This window comes from Streptomyces sp. NPDC050549, assembly GCF_040655035.1.
Classification (GTDB): Bacteria; Actinomycetota; Actinomycetes; order Streptomycetales; family Streptomycetaceae; genus Streptomyces.
Map to the genome: position 1 here is coordinate 18,330 of NZ_JBFAJD010000005.1, position 14,674 is coordinate 33,003.

The following is a 14,674-nucleotide window of genomic DNA, read 5'->3' on the forward strand; positions in this document are numbered from 1 at the left end:
CGGTCAGCCATACGTCGGCGGCCCGCCGCCCGATCTCCGCGAGCACGGCGTCGGGCAGCTGCTCGGCGAACTCTCCCCTCCCGTCGTGCAGTTGGGCCGCGAGCTCGGCCAAGCAGGGCCGCTTCTCCGGCTCCTTGGCCAGACACCGGTCGAAAGCGGCACGAGCGCGGCCGGTACACCGCGCAGGTCGGCCTCCGCGTACCGCACCCGATACAGCAGATCCGCGGGCTGCCCGCCACCGAACGGGGCCCGCCCGGTGGCCGCGAACACCAGTACACCGACCAGCGCGAAGACATCACCGGCCGCGCCGTGCTCCTGCCCGGACGCCTGCTCGGGGGACATGAACGCGGGGGTGCCGGCCGAGGCATTGGTACGGGTCAGCCGGTCGTCGCCGATGGCGCGCGATCCCGAAGTCGATGACCTTCGGACCGTAGTCGGTGAGGAGGATGTTCGACGGCTTCAGGTCACGGTGCACGACGTCGGACCGGTGCAGCTGGTCCAACGCCGAACACAGCGCGGCATCCAGCGCCCGCACCGACCTCTCCGGCAGTGGTCCCGTGCCCAGGACGACCTCGTCGAGGGCGGGTCCGAGCACGAACTCCGTTGCCAGCCAGGGTGTTTCGGCGAACGGATCGGAGTTCACCACCCGAAACCCGAACCGGTCCCCGATGACCCGGGCCGCGTCCACTTCGAGCCGGAACCGGGTACGGATACCCGGATCGTTCGCGATCCGGGCGTGCATCGTCTTGAGCGCGACCGTACGACCGCCGACGCCACGCGCCATGTACACCGTGCCCATGCCACCACTGCCGAGCCGGGCAACGAGCCGGTACGGACCGAGAGTTACGGGGTCGTCGTGGGCGAGGGGTGTGGGCGTGGGGTTTCGGGCTCATGTCGTCAGGGGCTGTGGTGGGTACGGGGTACCGCGGCCGATACGACACTCACTCCCGGCCGCGCCTACTGGGACAACTGCACCTCGGCGGCCGGCACGGAGGCCGACTGATGAGCGACGGCCGCGACAATCCGGGCGGGCAACCACCGACGCCGAGCCCACCACCCGCTGCGCGAAAGGCAGTTCGGGAGTCGGGCGCCAGCTCCCCGATAATGTCAGCGAGTTGAGGACGATGGGCCGGATCACGCGCCAAACACCGCGCCACCAGCGAACGCAGCCCGGCCGGCAACTCCCCCCGCTCCGGCGCCGCGTGACCCGTGGCGGCGTACGCGAGCGTCGCACCCAGCGCGTATACGTCACCCAGCGGACGCGGCTGCCCACCGGCCGCCTGCTCGGGCGGAAGACTCCCGGCGTCCAGCCCCGGCGCTCCCCACCGCGGCACGCCGTCCGGCGCGGCGGCCCGCACCGCCCCGAAACAACCGAGCCGAGGCCCGTCGGCGGCGAGCAGCACGGCAGCCGGACACACCCCGGCGTGCGACAGTTTCTGCCCGTGCAGCACGGCGACCGTCTCGGCCAGCGCCACGGCGAGCGAGCGCACGGTCCGCTCAGGCAGCAGACCGCCGTTCACCGCGAGGGCGGTCGGGAGGCAGCGCGGGCACATAGGGCCGGGCGTGCCACGCTTCGCCGCCCGGGGCGGCGAGTTCGACGGCCGGCAGCACCCAGGGCCCGAGCAGATACCGCGAGGTGTCGGCCTCCGCCATGAACCGCCCCGGGTCGGCCTTCGGCAGGGGAGCGCTCAGCGGGACGGTGCGGTCACCGTCGGGGCTGCGGGCGATGAAACGGCGTTCGGGGGTGGGGGGTTGGGCGGACGATTGGGCGGAGGCGTGAGTGTGGGGGGTGTGGGTGTTGCCGTCGAGCCGGGTGACGATCGTGTAGGGGCCGATCCGCCGTGACGTAGCCATGTTCCACCGTGTCGTAGCCGTGTTCCACCGTGTCGTAGCCGTGTTCCACCGTGTCGTAGCCGTGTGTCGTGCGCTCTCCGCCCTCCGGCATCGGCGCGTGCTCACCCTCTCGTGCGGGGGCCCGGCACGGCAACAGGGTGGGCGCCTCCCGCGCGCGCCCACCCTGAGTTGCTGCTGCGTACCTCGCCTGGCTCTGCTACTGGAAGTAGCTGGCGGCCTTCTTGTCGCCCTCCATGTAGGTACCGCCCGACGTGTACACGACGTGGCCGATGCCGGTCAGCGCGGTGTGGATGTCGTTGGCTTCCTTGTCCCACCGGTGCAGCTTCTCGTTGAAGGTGCCCTGCGCGTCACCCTCCCAGTACTGCTGGCTCTTCACGACCAGCGCGCGGAGCTCTTGGAGGTCCTGCTCCAGCTGCTTCGCCTCGTTGCCGATCTTGGTGGCCGCGAAGTCCAGCCCGTCATAAGTGACGGAAAGGCCGTCGGAGTTACGGCTCATGCGTGTCTACCTCGTCTCGTTCGTATGGGCTGGTGGGCGTCGTGACTCAGTAGGAGCTCAGCGGGGAGGTCACGGTCGGGGCGCCGTCCTGGAGGTCGATCTTGTTGACCGCCGCGCGGACCTCGTCTTCCTTGCTGTCCTTGATGTTGCGCGTCGCGGTCATCGCCTCGATGACGTCACCGAGAATGGTGCCGATCTTCTGCAGCGACTCGTTGATCTCGTACTGCTTCTTGTCGAACGCGGCACGCCCGATACCGTGCCACTGCCCCTCAAGCCCGTCGATCACACCCTGAAGCCCGTGCACACGCTTGGCGATGCCGTCGTACTTGTCGAGCATCTGCTTCTGAATATCGACTACTGCGGCATCTTCGAGCTTCTGCTTGTTGGACATGGTCAGCTCACCCTTCTTCTATTGACTGGCGTCGTGTGTTGACTGATTCGCGGTCTGGCTGGAAATCCTGGTCACCTGGCACGCCGTGCGCGCATTACGGCTACGCCCGCACCGCCGATGACGATGACTGCGGCTGCGCCGCCGAGTGCGATCCAGAGTGTGTTGCTGTCGCTGGACGACTCGGCGCTTGATCCTGCGGCTGAGGTGCCGCCGGTAGAGCCCTTGCCCGGAGTCTTTGACGTGGCTGACGCGGACGGAGTCGATGCGGTCAAAGAAGAACTCGCCGACTTGGCCAACAGGTTGCCGCCGTTCTCCTTCGCCAGCGGGTCGACGTTGGGGGCGCCCGCGTCGTACTTGGCGTTCTCCAACACCATGCGAGGACGGACGAACCCGTAACCGGCGTACTTGCTCGGTTCGTTCTCCGGCCACGTCCGGCTCGCCGTGTCGATCAGGGCGCGGGTGACCTGGTTGACCGTCCAGTCGGGGTGGGCGGACCAGATGAGGGCGGCGGAGGCGGAGGCGATCGCGGTCGCCTGGCTTGTGCCACCTGTATCGCAATACGTGTGGAAGGTGGTGTCGCACCATCCCGGAATACCTGTGCCGGGTGCTACGAGATCGACGTAGTTTCCGTACGAGGAGAACTTCGTGACGGTGAACGACGAGTCGACCGCCGCAATGCCGACCACATAAGGGTAGGCGGCGGGATAATCGACATTGCCATCGCCCGTCCCGGTACCCGAGTTGCCCACGGCGGCGACCATTAGCTTGCCCTTGGAAGCGGCATAGTTGATCGCTTGCTCCAGCTCAGGGCTGACGTACCCCCCGATCGACATACTGATGATCTTTACGTCGGTGTCGGCCGCTGCTCTGACCGCCTGCCAGGGTTCGGGCGTCTTCTTCTGCTCCGGCGATCCGACCTTCAGGCCTTTGAGGTCAACTCGATACGGGACGATCTTCGCACCCGGCGCCAGCCCCTTGAGACTCCCTCCCGCCCCGGTACCGGCGATCAGCTCGGCCATGGACGTGCCATGGCCGTCGAAGTCGACAGTGGAGTGATACGAGACCGCCTTGGGCACATCGTCCACTAGCACCTGCCCCTTCAAGGACGGCGTGTTGGGGTTCACCCCGGTGTCGACGACTGCGACCTTGACGCCCTTGCCCGTGCTGACCTTCCACATCTTCTCGGCCTGCATCTGGTCCAGGTACCACTGCTTCGACTGGACATCGTCGGCAGCGGCACTCGGGGCGAATCCCACGCCTACTACGGCCAGGGCACCAACTACCGCGCTCACTGCGCGCACTCGTCTGGCACGGCGCGTCTTGAGGAGCTCAGCCCTCTGGGCTCGTCGGCTGGTCCCTGACTTCATGGCGTTGACTGTCCTCGCTCGCGCTCAGTTGACGGCCGGCGGCACATCACGCCGCGGCGGGGTGGGGAGATGGGTTTCTTCTTCGTTCTCGGCGATGTGGTCGGCCGGCTGAGATCCGTCCGTGCGCTCCCTGTCGCCGTGCTTCCCTTGGCTACCAGATCCGCGCACGAGGCCGGAGCCGCCCCGCGTCATGCCGTTACGTTCGGCCTGGGCAACAGATTTACGCTGGGCGGGCGTAGCCGTGACACTCTCCGGAGTACTCGTACCGCCACGCGCCCCCGATGAGCTCGTACTGGGCCTTGTCGCGGCCTCGGGCGCTCCGAAAACCCCGCGCTGTCCGGGCCGACCGCCCGTGGACCGGGAGCCGGCCGCCTCCTCAGCACCGATGACATTGCCACGCGGAACCCTCGCCCCGCCCTTCGCCGAATTGCCCGCGGAGGACGTGGGCCGCCCGCCCACCACGCCGTTCGAACGTCCGGCGCCGGTGGTCGAACCGCCGTTGGCACGTGGAACCGCCGTACCGCTTGACCGCGGGACGCCACCAGTGACACCTCGCCCCATCGGCGAAGGCTTCACACCTGAAGCAGTGCCCTTGGCAAGTGACCTGCCCGTCTCCGTAGCGCGGCCCATCTGACTCGTGGGCCCGCGGCCAGCAGACCGCTCAGTGCCCGAATTACCCAGACCCGAGGTACCACTTCGCCCCTGCGCGGAGAAGGGGGTCCGGAAGCCACCGGCGCTCTTGCTCACCGGACCATTTGAGATAGGGGTCCCGAAGCCGCTCTCGAACACGTTGGCTGGCCCTCCCCCCGGGACAGGGACACCAGTGACCGGCGGATTGTGAACCGTGGTGGGCACCGTGGTGGCCGGCGGAAGTGTGCCGACGCTGTCGATGTTCGTGCGCGTCGGCGCATCAGGGGGAGTCACACGATCGGTGGTGTGTTTCACAGGCGGCGTGACGTCACTTGGGACATCACGTTTGCCGGTACTACCCGTGGTTGACACGGCAGTAGCGTGGTGATCGGCGGCGCTCGAGGCACCAGTCACTTCCGACTTCGGGGATGTGACCCGCGCATAGCCACCCTTCTTGTCCGTCTGAGGCCGCGGCACACCCACGTTCGGCATGGCCGTGAACTCGGGCGCCTTGCTGTTCAGCGCCGCCAGCTCGTCCTTGGACACCACGTAGTACGACGACAGCCGGTTCATCTGGTTGATCGCCTCTTGGCGATCCTTCTCCACACGCAGGGCCGCCGCGTACTCGTCTTTGTTCGCGACCTTCTCGGCCGCCGTGAACGTCGCGGGGTGTTTTCGCTCCGCTTGCGTATCGCGAGCGGGCATGGCACTGCGCACGGATGCCAGACCCATGGCAGCGGCGGTGATCTGGTCGCCGGCGCCTCCGGCGAACGTACTCAGGCTGTGCGTCTGAGTGACGAGCTCACTCCCCCACTTACGGAATGCCTCGCCCGACTTCCCGGCCCACTCGACCCTGTCAATGTGACCGCTGAGCTCGTCGGCCGCCGCTTTGATCGCGTCACGCGCGTCCCACAGCGCTTTGCCGGAGGACTCCAGGTCCTCCGGGTTCGTCCGCTCCACAAGGTCGATCATTTCGTTGAGCGGGCGATTCTCGAAGTTCGTACGGCGGTCGCCGGACGGTCCGTGCACGGAGTCGTGGACGGCCTGGCCCTCCGACGTGCTCTCGACCACCGCGCGCAGAGGGTTGTAGAAGAGACCGGCCAGGAGGCCGCTCTCCCTCGGTCGCTCCTCGACACCCCGAGCCAGGTCGGTGAACTGATTCTGGCTGGAGACCCGGTTCAGGTCCGCCTTGTGCTGGTCGTCAGTCATCGTCACCCACTCATACCGGAGTTGGCGGTGTTGGTGCGCTCGGGACCCGAGGCACCGTTGATCCTCGTGATCTCCGTCTGGATCTCCCAGAACCGCCGACGCTGATCCTCTTCCACCCCGTCGAAGGTGCCCCTGGCACCCTGCACGGCGATACCGATCGCCTCGATCTGCAGATGGAGAGTCTTGGACAGGGCGGTGAGCTTGTCGTGGACCGCGTGGTATTCGTCGTACAGGCCGTCCGCCTCGTGGAAAGCGCCTCGCCCACCCCTGTGGATCGACCCCGCGCTGACCGTCTGCGCACCCACCCGTTTCGGGTTCCCCGCCGAACTCTCGAGATCACGCAGGACCTTGTCCACGCGGTTCACGAAGTCGGTCAGCGCTTCGCTACTCGCCTCCAGGTCCTTGGCCCTGGTAGCCGACACGCCCCCCACCATGTCTGCCGGAAGCACGACGCTCCTCCCCGTTTCCCCGTTCATCCATCGGCCGCAGTCAAGCCGCGCCGACCCCATCCGCTCACCGTACGATCGCAAAGCGAGCCACACCTGACAACGCGTTTACCACTGTAGTCAACCTGTACATCGGCTCCAACCGCGCTGCGTGTTACCTCAGTTACGCAACAGGCCCGGCCGCCACAGTTTGCCCGATTCGCCTGTTCGGATGACACCGGTCACAGGACCCCTGGTGGCGCTACCCATCCACCAGCAGCCCAATCGTGACCACGGTCAACCTCCTCGAACACCTCACACCTCTCGATCTTCATCACATTTCCACGCGCTACGAACCATGGACAGGGCAACTCCCGCACACCGCCTCACCGACGGCCGCACCCACCGTCCGACCGGCACCGCAACGACCCGCGGACCGCCAAAGCGGCCATCGGTGACCACCCCACAACTCACCCCTCCCGCCACCACATCAGAAGATCTTTGCGACTACAAAACCTGACCCTGACAAACCGATTGCTACGTTGACGCCAACTTTGCCCTGCCGGAAACCTACTCATCAGGCAAAGCGCAAACCACGGGGCATAACGGAATACAGCAGTAACGGGGAGGTATCCACGCATGGCGTGGGACGAGTGGGAGCAGCTCAAGGCACAGGCGGCGGAGCGGCACTCGGCGAAGATGGAGTTGAACCAGTTGGCGCCGGACCCTGGCGGAAGCGAAGGCGGGGACAGTGCACAGGGCGATCTGCGCGTCAACCAGCGGGACTTGGCCGCGGTTGGCGACGCCGCCTACCAGCTCTATCAGGGCTTCACCCACTACAGCGGCTACGCCCGCACCGCCTCCGTCACCGCGGCCGGCGGTCTCAAGAAGCAGGGCTTCGCTCTCGGCGCCGCGCTCGACCACGTCGCCGAACGCTGGGCCGAGCAGACCCGCTCACTCCTGGACGCCACCGCTCACATCTCCAACCACCTCGACTACACCAAGGGCGCGCACGCCGGCGACGAGGTCTACATCGCCGGCACCATCAGCAGCATCTCCACCCTTGATGGCGGCTTCGACCACCGGAGCGGGCAAAGCGGGAGCGGGCAGAACTGATGGATCTCGACACGCTCCGCTACGGCGACTTCCAGCAGCTCGGCCAGGCGATCACCGACTGGCAGCAGATGACCAAGCAGCTCGCCGATCTGAAGAAGGACGCCGAGGACAACCTCAAGGCCAAGGCGGACAAGGCGGATTGGGCAGGTCTCAACGCCACCGTCACCCGCGAGTTCGTGGACAAGACGGCCGCCGAGTTCGCCGACGCCCACACCCAGGCCGACTCGATCACCAAGATCCTCAGCGACACTCACGGTGAACTTGTCAGCTACCAAATCCAGTTGAACAACGCCGTCGACCGCTGCGCCAAGAAGCACCTGACCGTGATGGACACCGGGGACGGCACCTTCGTCGTCACCCAGAACACCCGCCCCGACTGGGCCTCCGACCCCAGCGGCAAGACCGATGCCACCAGCCAGCAGGACATCGACGCGCTCCGCACGGAGATCGAGCACATCCTCAGCAAGGCCACCGAGAGTGACAGCAGCGCGGCCAAGGTCCTCCAACTCCTCGTCGACCAGGCCGAGTACGGTTTCTCCGACGCCGCGTACACGGACCGCGACTCCGCCGCCAAGGCCGTAGCAGCCGCCGGCAGGCTGGCCAAGATCCTCGCCAAGGATCCGGGCGACGTCACCAACACCGAACTCGACGAGCTCAACACCGCGCTCGCCCAGTACAAGAACGACCCGCTCTTCGCCGAGAAGTTCGCGACCGACGTGGGCCCCAAGCGGACCATGGAGTTCTACGCGAGCCTGGTCGACGACGCTCAGTTCGCCGTCAACCCCCGTTCACGCGAGGGACTTTCGGATGCGCAGAAGGAGCGGATGAAGCTCGTCGAGGGCTTCGAGAAGCAGTTGGGAATGACACTGGCCACGGCCAGCCACTCCGACAGCGACAAGATGCAGACTTGGAAGTCCGACGCCATCAACCTGGGCGGGCAGAACGTCCGGCCCAACGGCGAAAACCCCGTCTACGGCTTCCAGGTGATGAGCAACCTGATGCGCAACGGGGAGTACAGAACCGACTTCCTCCACGGCTACGGCGACCACCTCATCGCTTACGAGAAGTCGCACACCTCCGACGAGTACGGCGGTCTCCAGCGCCGCGTCACCCGCGAGGACGTCCTGCCCTGGGACCACTCCGGCCAGTGGGAGCAGCTCCACTACGGCGATGCCAACGACGCCGGGCGGGATCCGATGACCGGGTTCATGGAGGGGCTGGGCCACAACTCGGACGCATCGACGCAGTTCTTCAACGAGGGCGACAACTTCGACTACCTTGCCGACAAGCGCGAGTGGCCCGAGGACTACGTGGGCGAACACGCGAAGACGATCGCGGGGTACGACTCGCTCGGGCACGCGCTGGAGTCCGCGACGACCGGGTCGCCGTACGGCGCCCATCCGCCCTCGCTGCATCGCGACGCGGACACCGCCAGGGTCGCCGAGAAGGTCGTAGCGTTGTACGGGCGGGACGCCACGTACAAGGGACACGACCAAGTCGGCCTCAGTGGGGCGCAGTTGATGCACAAGCAGCAGGGCATCTCGGACAGCCTCGGAAAGATCGGGGCCGCTTACATCGACGACATCGACTGGGCCATGGACCACGACGCCGACAAGTCGCTGTACGCCATGGACAACGGTGGTCGCAGCTCGCTCGGTGAGCGCGCGCACTTCGACGCCAAGGGGCTCGGGGTAACCAAGTTCCTCAGCACGCTGGGGCAGGATCCGCTCGCGTACACCGAAGTGGGCCAGGCGCAGCAGGTGTACAGCACATCACTGGTCGATGCGCACCCGCCGACGGTCGACGCGCAGGGTCATGTGCACAGTGTCCAGGCAGAGACCGCGGTGCGTACGGGGGCCGAGGTCCAGGGCACACTCGACAGGGCTCGCGCCGAGCAGATCAAGGCTCATGGGCAGGCCATGGACGAGGCGTACAACAAGGCGATCGACGCCCGGATGGACCGCCAGAAGATGGTCGTCGGCGCGGTCACCGGAGGGATGTTCTCACTGGTGCCCGAGGCAGAGACCGGGCTCGCCGCCACGGTGATCCCCATCGTCAGCGATCAGACCAGCGAAGTAACGGGCACACTGATCGAGAAGAACCTGGACGCGTACACCGAGGCACAGCACCGGGACAATTCCGAGCAATACCACGCCGAGGGAAACCAGGTCTACGAACACGGCTTCAAGGCCTCGATGCAGCCTGCGTACACGGTGCTCGACCGGGCCGACCATGATTCCCGGTGGAACAGCGACACGTATCAGACGCTCAGCAACGCGTTGCGCAGCTCGCACCAGGACGGGTACACCAGCGGAAGCCAGCTCCAAGAAGACGTCGGCCAGCTCCCCTCCTCCGAAGGCTGAACCATGACCTCCCCCCTCACGAAGTCGGCGCTTCCGAAGGCGGTCGTAGCCGTGCTCGCGGTCGCGCTCTGCGGCTGCTCGTCGAAGTCGACGCCGGCACCGATGCCTGATCCGAGCTCTTCGGGCAAGGGACAGGCCGCATCGCAGGTATGCGGCGCTCTGCTGAACGGCGAGCCCGCGTCCGCACTGGAACGGCTCACCGGTTCCCAGCACTTCACCGAGTCCTCACTCACCCTGGGCGAGAAAGTCAGCAGCCTCTCCGAAGCAAAGCGGCACCTGCTCGGTGACACCTCCTTCGAACGCCGCGGCAAGGAATTCGACCTCTGCCTGCCGGTCGCCGCGGACAAACTCACCGGAGGTCAACTCACCATCTCCACCCAGTGGATCAAGGTCGGCACCAAGGACCGCGCCTGGAAGAGCACCGACGACTGGACCGTCTACGACCTCACGGGTGACGGCGCCGAAGGCACGAGCGCGCCGTACGCGAGCGCGGCGTCCGACACCTCGCACCTCGACTTCCGCTGCCCCGTCGGCCCCGGACGCGCGAAGAACACGGCGATCTCCGTGGCCATCGCGACGCGGAAACTCGACGCGCACCACGACGCCCGGGCCCCTGAAGACCTGACCCGCATCGGCTACGGCGCCGCCGTGAAACTCGCCCAACAGATGAACTGCTTCCAGGAAAGCAGACTCCCCGCATCCTTGGGCGACTTGAAGAAACTCACCTGAACCGGTGGCGGCTTCCCTGAAACTTCACACGCAGACAATCGCCGCATTTCGGACCTGACCAGGACTTTACCCGGAGCGGGTTGCTAGCTTGACCGGAGATCGCAGTCGAGCGCACGGGGGAAGGGTCTGTCCATGGCGTGGGAAGAGTGGGAGCAGCTCAAGGCTCAGGCCGCCGACCGGCAGTCGCCTGCCATGCAGTTGAACCACGTCGACGGTGGCGGCGGGACGTACGGCCCCTATGTCCTGCCGAAGGAGTACGGCGATCTCCGGGTCGGGCAGAAAGACCTGGCGAAGATCGGCAGCGCCGCAAACTCCCTCTACAACCAACTCTGGGACAAAGCCCGCGTCGCCGTACCCAGCAGCGACTCCGCGGCCGACGACCTCTCGAAGCAGGGATTCGCACTCGGCGCCGGGCTCCAGCATGTGTCGACCCGCTGGGACGAGCAGCTCAAGTCCCTGATGGACGCGTGCGCCCAGATCTCCAACCATATGCACACCACGACAAAGCTGCATGCCGGCGACGAGGGTTACATCCAACGGCAGATGAGCAGCATCGACACACTGGACGCCGGCTTCGACGAACGGGTCGGCGCGGCGGGCGAGAAGAATCCCGTCTATTCCGGAGACAAGGGCAAGAAGGACGAGAAGGAGTAGCGAGCGCCGGGGCGGACAGTGGTCCGGCTACATCGCCGGTCTCGTATTCGCTCCCCCTCCTTCATCTGTTCTCCCGACCTCTCCAAGGACACACCCCCATGCAACTCAACGCTCTCCGCGACGCGAATTTCACGCTGCTCGACGACGCCGTATCCGACTGGTCGACGCTCGTCGGGCACCTTGAGGAGCTCAAGAAGGACGCCGAGGACGACCTTCACCAGGCCGCCAACAAGGCGGACTGGGCCGGTGTGAACGCCAAGATGTCCAAGGAGTTCATCGGGAAGACCGCCGGTGAATTCACCGACGCCCACACGCAAGCCAAGTCGATTCACAACATCCTCAGCGACACCCGGGACGAACTCAAGGGCTACCACGGGCAGTTGGTCGACGCCATCGAGGGCGGCCGGAAGAAGAACCTCGCGGTCATCGGCTACGACGGCGGTTTCACGGTCACCACGAATGTTCCCCCCGAGGGTCGTGCCCAGGGGGACAAAGACAACGCGACCGAGATCACCGCGCTCCGGGATCAGATCCAAGGGATTCTGAACAAGGCGACCGAGAGCGACGAGACGGCCAAGACAGTCCTCCAAACGATCGCGGATCAGAGCGAGTTGGGCTTCACGGACGCCAACTACGCCAATCGGGACGATGCCGCGGCGGCCGTGAAGGAAGCGGACGAACTGGCCGAGCTCGCGAAGAAGAACCCCGACGATCTGACGGTCCAGGACTTCGACCGGCTCAACGCGGGGCTCAAGAAATACGGCGGGGACGAGCTCTTCGCGGAGCGGTTCGCCACGCGGCTCGGGCCGCAGAAAACCCTGGAATTCTGGACCGGGATCACGGACGCCAACCGGGGGAACTACGAACTGGGGCGCGAGCGGCTCGACCAGTTCGACGATCTGCAGCGCAACTTGAGCATGACGCTGGCGCACGCGTCGCACAGCGATTCGGCGGCGATGGCCGACTGGAAGCGCACGATGATCGACATCGGCGACAAGCCGCTGTATGGCGACCGCGGCGGCCCCATGGGTTTTCAGGTCATGAGCAACCTGATGCGGGCCGGCGACTACGACGACCGGTTCCTCCAGGACTACGGCACCAAACTCATGGAGACGGAACGCAAGCTCACCGGCAACGGCGCGCACCGCAACGGGTTCTGGCAGCTCATGGGCGGAGACCCGTGGCTGAACCGCATCGGCGACGACAGCGGTTCCGACCCGCTCACCGGTTACCTCAAGGGCCTGTCCAACAGCCCTGACGCGGCTACCTCGTTCTTCAACCAGGAGTACGTCTCGAAGGACAACCCGGACAATCCCTTCGAGCGTGACTCGGACGACGAGAACGACTACAAGGGCAAGGTCACGCTGTCCAACTTCCAGTATCTGTTCGAGGAGCGCGACTGGCCCCAGGAGGTGGACCTCCACGGCGACGACATCCACACCGGCCAGAACAACCTGGCCCTCGCACTGGAAGCGGCCACCACCGGGCATCCGGCGGGCGAAATTCCCACGGCGGACACTCCGGCCCACAATGCCGAGCAGGCAAAGCTGATGGAGAACATCGTCCAGTCGATCTCCGAGGACCCGTCCCGCCTGAGCAAGAACAGCTATATGTCGGACAGTATGGGGCAGATCGCCGCAGAGTACATGCCTGATATCAATCGCCAGTTGCACGCGGGACAGGACCATGAGACGGCGCTCTTCCCCATCGCGGGAACCGCGGCTGCCCCCGACGAGCGGGATCTGACGAGGTTCCTCTACACGGTCGGCCAGAATCCCGAGGGGTACGCCGCAGTGAATCTGGGCCAGCACAGCTATACGACCCAGTTGATGCAGCATCACTTCGAGCATCCGGACGCCTACGTCCAGGATCCATCGTTCAGCCAGAGCGAGAACCTCAAGCAGGGGATCGACGGCGTGGCCCGCACCGCGGGCCAGATCGAGGGCATTCTCGGCGCCGGACGCGCCTATGCGGGCGAGTTGGAGGGCGGTGCCAAGGACGCCGAATACAACGCCGCCCTGGAGAACGCGAGCACGTGGGGCGGAACCGCCATCGGCATCGGCGTCGGCATGGCCACGGAGCCGCTCACTGGTCCGGGGGGTGCCATCATCGGCGATCTGGCGGGAACGGCCGCCGACGAGATCATCAGCTCCATCACCGAGGGAGCCATGAAGGACAGTTCCGGAGAAGTGATCTACCGCAACGGTGCGAGCTTTCAGGACACGTCCGACTCGACATACAAGTTGGTCGAAGCGGCATCCAGGAAGGCGGGCGAGAACTCCGGTCACCGCTATCCCCTGATCGAGGCGTCCGTCGCGACCTCCGCGGAAGACGGATTCGACTCGGCAGGCCGGAAGGTCCACCAATACCTCGACGGAGAGGGAATCCCTCGGCAACTCGACACGGAAGACTGAAAAGTGAAACTCACTCGTTCAAAGATTCTCCTCGCCTGCGCGGTGTTCGTCTCGCTGGCCCTCCTCGCGGGCATCGCCTATGTGGTCAAGCTGCCGCCCTTCGAGGAGAAGCTGGGCGACATCCAGGCATCGGATGTGTGCGCGACCATGGGATCCGCGCCCACAAGTGCCGCCGCCCTGAAGCGGGTTCTGCCCGAGAAATCGTCGTACTCGTTCGACAACAGCCTGACGGACCTCCGCCTCGACACCACCGACGACACATACCAGACGGACTGCACCGTGGACGGGGGCGGTGAACAACTCGCATGGACGGGGACCGAGTTGCTGGAGTACGACACTACGGAAGCATGGGCCGAGGAAGTACTGGGGCAGTACGACTCCGTGTCGTCACTGACACCGTTCACCGCCGGGGACAAGGCGCTTGCCTCATCAAAGGTCGCGGCGGTCTACCTTCCCTGCACATCGCACGGTGTGTACCGGCACCTCAGCGTGGTCGTCAACCTTAAGAAAAAGGGCGATGCCGGCGAATCGACCCTTCGCGCCGGACTCATTACCCTCGCCAGGAATGCCGCTGAGTATGCCCACACCAAGGCGAAATGCGATACACCGAACAATCTCCGTGAAAATTCGTAAAGAACGCCAACCTGGACCGCAACGCAGGGGCTCTCGGGCGGTGGACGACATCGCACCGTCGTCGTCTTCGTAGCGGTACCCACGAAAGCATGAAATACCACTCCTTACATCCGAGCAAGTCGCACAAGTGCGCCGGGGCAGATGTCCACAAAGGCAACCGGCCGAGACTTGATGACTGTACTAAACTCCCTCTCAGGAGCCATGGCGAAGCACCTCGACTGCGCTTCGCAGGCGGCGCTTCCAGTCGAGATTCCGGCATCGGCACCCAGCGGGAGAAAAGGGAACTCCCCGGTGAGACCGCGGGAATTACCTACGCGGTCGAGCACCGACGACACATACCAGACAGACCGCACGGTCGGGCAACCCCCAGTCCCACTCGGCGTCCGCAATAAT

General features: G+C 65.7%; 12 protein-coding genes and 1 pseudogene. 6 read left to right on the top strand and 7 right to left on the bottom strand.

The genetic code is table 11. From position 1 onward, the window contains the following. Positions 1-295: 295 nt before the first annotated feature. The 7 genes and pseudogenes from AB0I51_RS09775 to AB0I51_RS09805 all read right to left on the bottom strand — a co-directional run. Positions 296-820 (bottom strand): annotated as a pseudogene (locus tag AB0I51_RS09775) (protein kinase); the annotation flags it as partial. Positions 821-1,497: 677 nt separating this feature from the next. Further along, entirely contained in the window at positions 1,498-1,854 is a 357-nt protein-coding gene (locus AB0I51_RS09780) for a hypothetical protein (protein ID WP_362973166.1), read from the bottom strand. Positions 1,855-2,050: 196 nt separating this feature from the next. After that, on the bottom strand, positions 2,051-2,350 hold the full coding sequence (locus AB0I51_RS09785) for a WXG100 family type VII secretion target (protein WP_019075424.1): 300 nt from the start codon (positions 2,348-2,350) through the stop codon (positions 2,051-2,053). 46 nt (positions 2,351-2,396) lie between these two features. Further along, complete coding sequence (locus tag AB0I51_RS09790) at positions 2,397-2,741, bottom strand: WXG100 family type VII secretion target (RefSeq protein ID WP_019075425.1); 345 nt, start codon at positions 2,739-2,741, stop codon at positions 2,397-2,399. A 71-nt stretch (positions 2,742-2,812) separates the two neighbouring features. After that, complete coding sequence (locus tag AB0I51_RS09795) at positions 2,813-4,042, bottom strand: S8 family serine peptidase (protein ID WP_362973647.1); 1,230 nt, start codon at positions 4,040-4,042, stop codon at positions 2,813-2,815. Positions 4,043-4,132: 90 nt separating this feature from the next. After that, positions 4,133-5,947, bottom strand: coding sequence for a hypothetical protein (locus AB0I51_RS09800; protein WP_362973169.1), 1,815 nt, complete (start codon positions 5,945-5,947; stop codon positions 4,133-4,135). 2 nt (positions 5,948-5,949) lie between these two features. Continuing rightward, entirely contained in the window at positions 5,950-6,369 is a 420-nt protein-coding gene (locus tag AB0I51_RS09805; protein WP_362973171.1) for a hypothetical protein, read from the bottom strand. A 642-nt stretch (positions 6,370-7,011) separates the two neighbouring features. On the opposite strand from AB0I51_RS09805, the gene AB0I51_RS09810 reads away from it, so the two are divergent. The 6 genes from AB0I51_RS09810 to AB0I51_RS09835 all read left to right on the top strand — a co-directional run bounded on the left by AB0I51_RS09810 (position 7,012) and on the right by AB0I51_RS09835 (position 14,281). Then, positions 7,012-7,488: a hypothetical protein gene (locus tag AB0I51_RS09810; protein WP_362973173.1), complete on the top strand. Its 477-nt coding sequence runs from the start codon at positions 7,012-7,014 to the stop codon at positions 7,486-7,488. Beyond that, a complete protein-coding gene (locus AB0I51_RS09815; protein ID WP_362973175.1) occupies positions 7,488-9,851 on the top strand; it encodes a hypothetical protein in 2,364 nt (787 codons plus the stop codon). Before AB0I51_RS09810 ends, AB0I51_RS09815 begins: the two co-directional genes overlap by 1 nt. A 3-nt stretch (positions 9,852-9,854) precedes the next feature. Continuing rightward, positions 9,855-10,580, top strand: coding sequence for a hypothetical protein (locus AB0I51_RS09820; RefSeq protein WP_362973177.1), 726 nt, complete (start codon positions 9,855-9,857; stop codon positions 10,578-10,580). Positions 10,581-10,712: 132 nt separating this feature from the next. Then, positions 10,713-11,234, top strand: coding sequence for a hypothetical protein (locus tag AB0I51_RS09825; protein ID WP_362973179.1), 522 nt, complete (start codon positions 10,713-10,715; stop codon positions 11,232-11,234). 98 nt (positions 11,235-11,332) lie between these two features. Beyond that, positions 11,333-13,648 (top strand): hypothetical protein, encoded by a 2,316-nt coding sequence (locus tag AB0I51_RS09830; protein ID WP_362973180.1) that lies wholly within the window; start codon positions 11,333-11,335, stop codon positions 13,646-13,648. Positions 13,649-13,651: 3 nt separating this feature from the next. Further along, positions 13,652-14,281, top strand: a complete 630-nt coding sequence (locus tag AB0I51_RS09835; RefSeq protein ID WP_362973182.1) for a hypothetical protein — start codon at positions 13,652-13,654, stop codon at positions 14,279-14,281. Positions 14,282-14,674 lie beyond the last annotated feature (393 nt).

Bases quoted from the DNA above. Each gene is read 5' to 3' on its own strand.
- AB0I51_RS09810 (WP_362973173.1), top strand. From the start codon at position 7,012: ATGGCGTGGGACGAGTGGGAGCAGCTCAAGGCACAGGCGGCGGAGCGG.
- AB0I51_RS09780 (WP_362973166.1), bottom strand. From the start codon at position 1,854: ATGGCTACGTCACGGCGGATCGGCCCCTACACGATCGTCACCCGGCTC.
- AB0I51_RS09790 (WP_019075425.1), bottom strand. From the start codon at position 2,741: ATGTCCAACAAGCAGAAGCTCGAAGATGCCGCAGTAGTCGATATTCAG.
- AB0I51_RS09800 (WP_362973169.1), bottom strand. From the start codon at position 5,947: ATGACTGACGACCAGCACAAGGCGGACCTGAACCGGGTCTCCAGCCAG.
- AB0I51_RS09820 (WP_362973177.1), top strand. From the start codon at position 9,855: ATGACCTCCCCCCTCACGAAGTCGGCGCTTCCGAAGGCGGTCGTAGCC.
- AB0I51_RS09830 (WP_362973180.1), top strand. From the start codon at position 11,333: ATGCAACTCAACGCTCTCCGCGACGCGAATTTCACGCTGCTCGACGAC.
- AB0I51_RS09825 (WP_362973179.1), top strand. From the start codon at position 10,713: ATGGCGTGGGAAGAGTGGGAGCAGCTCAAGGCTCAGGCCGCCGACCGG.
- AB0I51_RS09785 (WP_019075424.1), bottom strand. From the start codon at position 2,350: ATGAGCCGTAACTCCGACGGCCTTTCCGTCACTTATGACGGGCTGGAC.
- AB0I51_RS09815 (WP_362973175.1), top strand. From the start codon at position 7,488: ATGGATCTCGACACGCTCCGCTACGGCGACTTCCAGCAGCTCGGCCAG.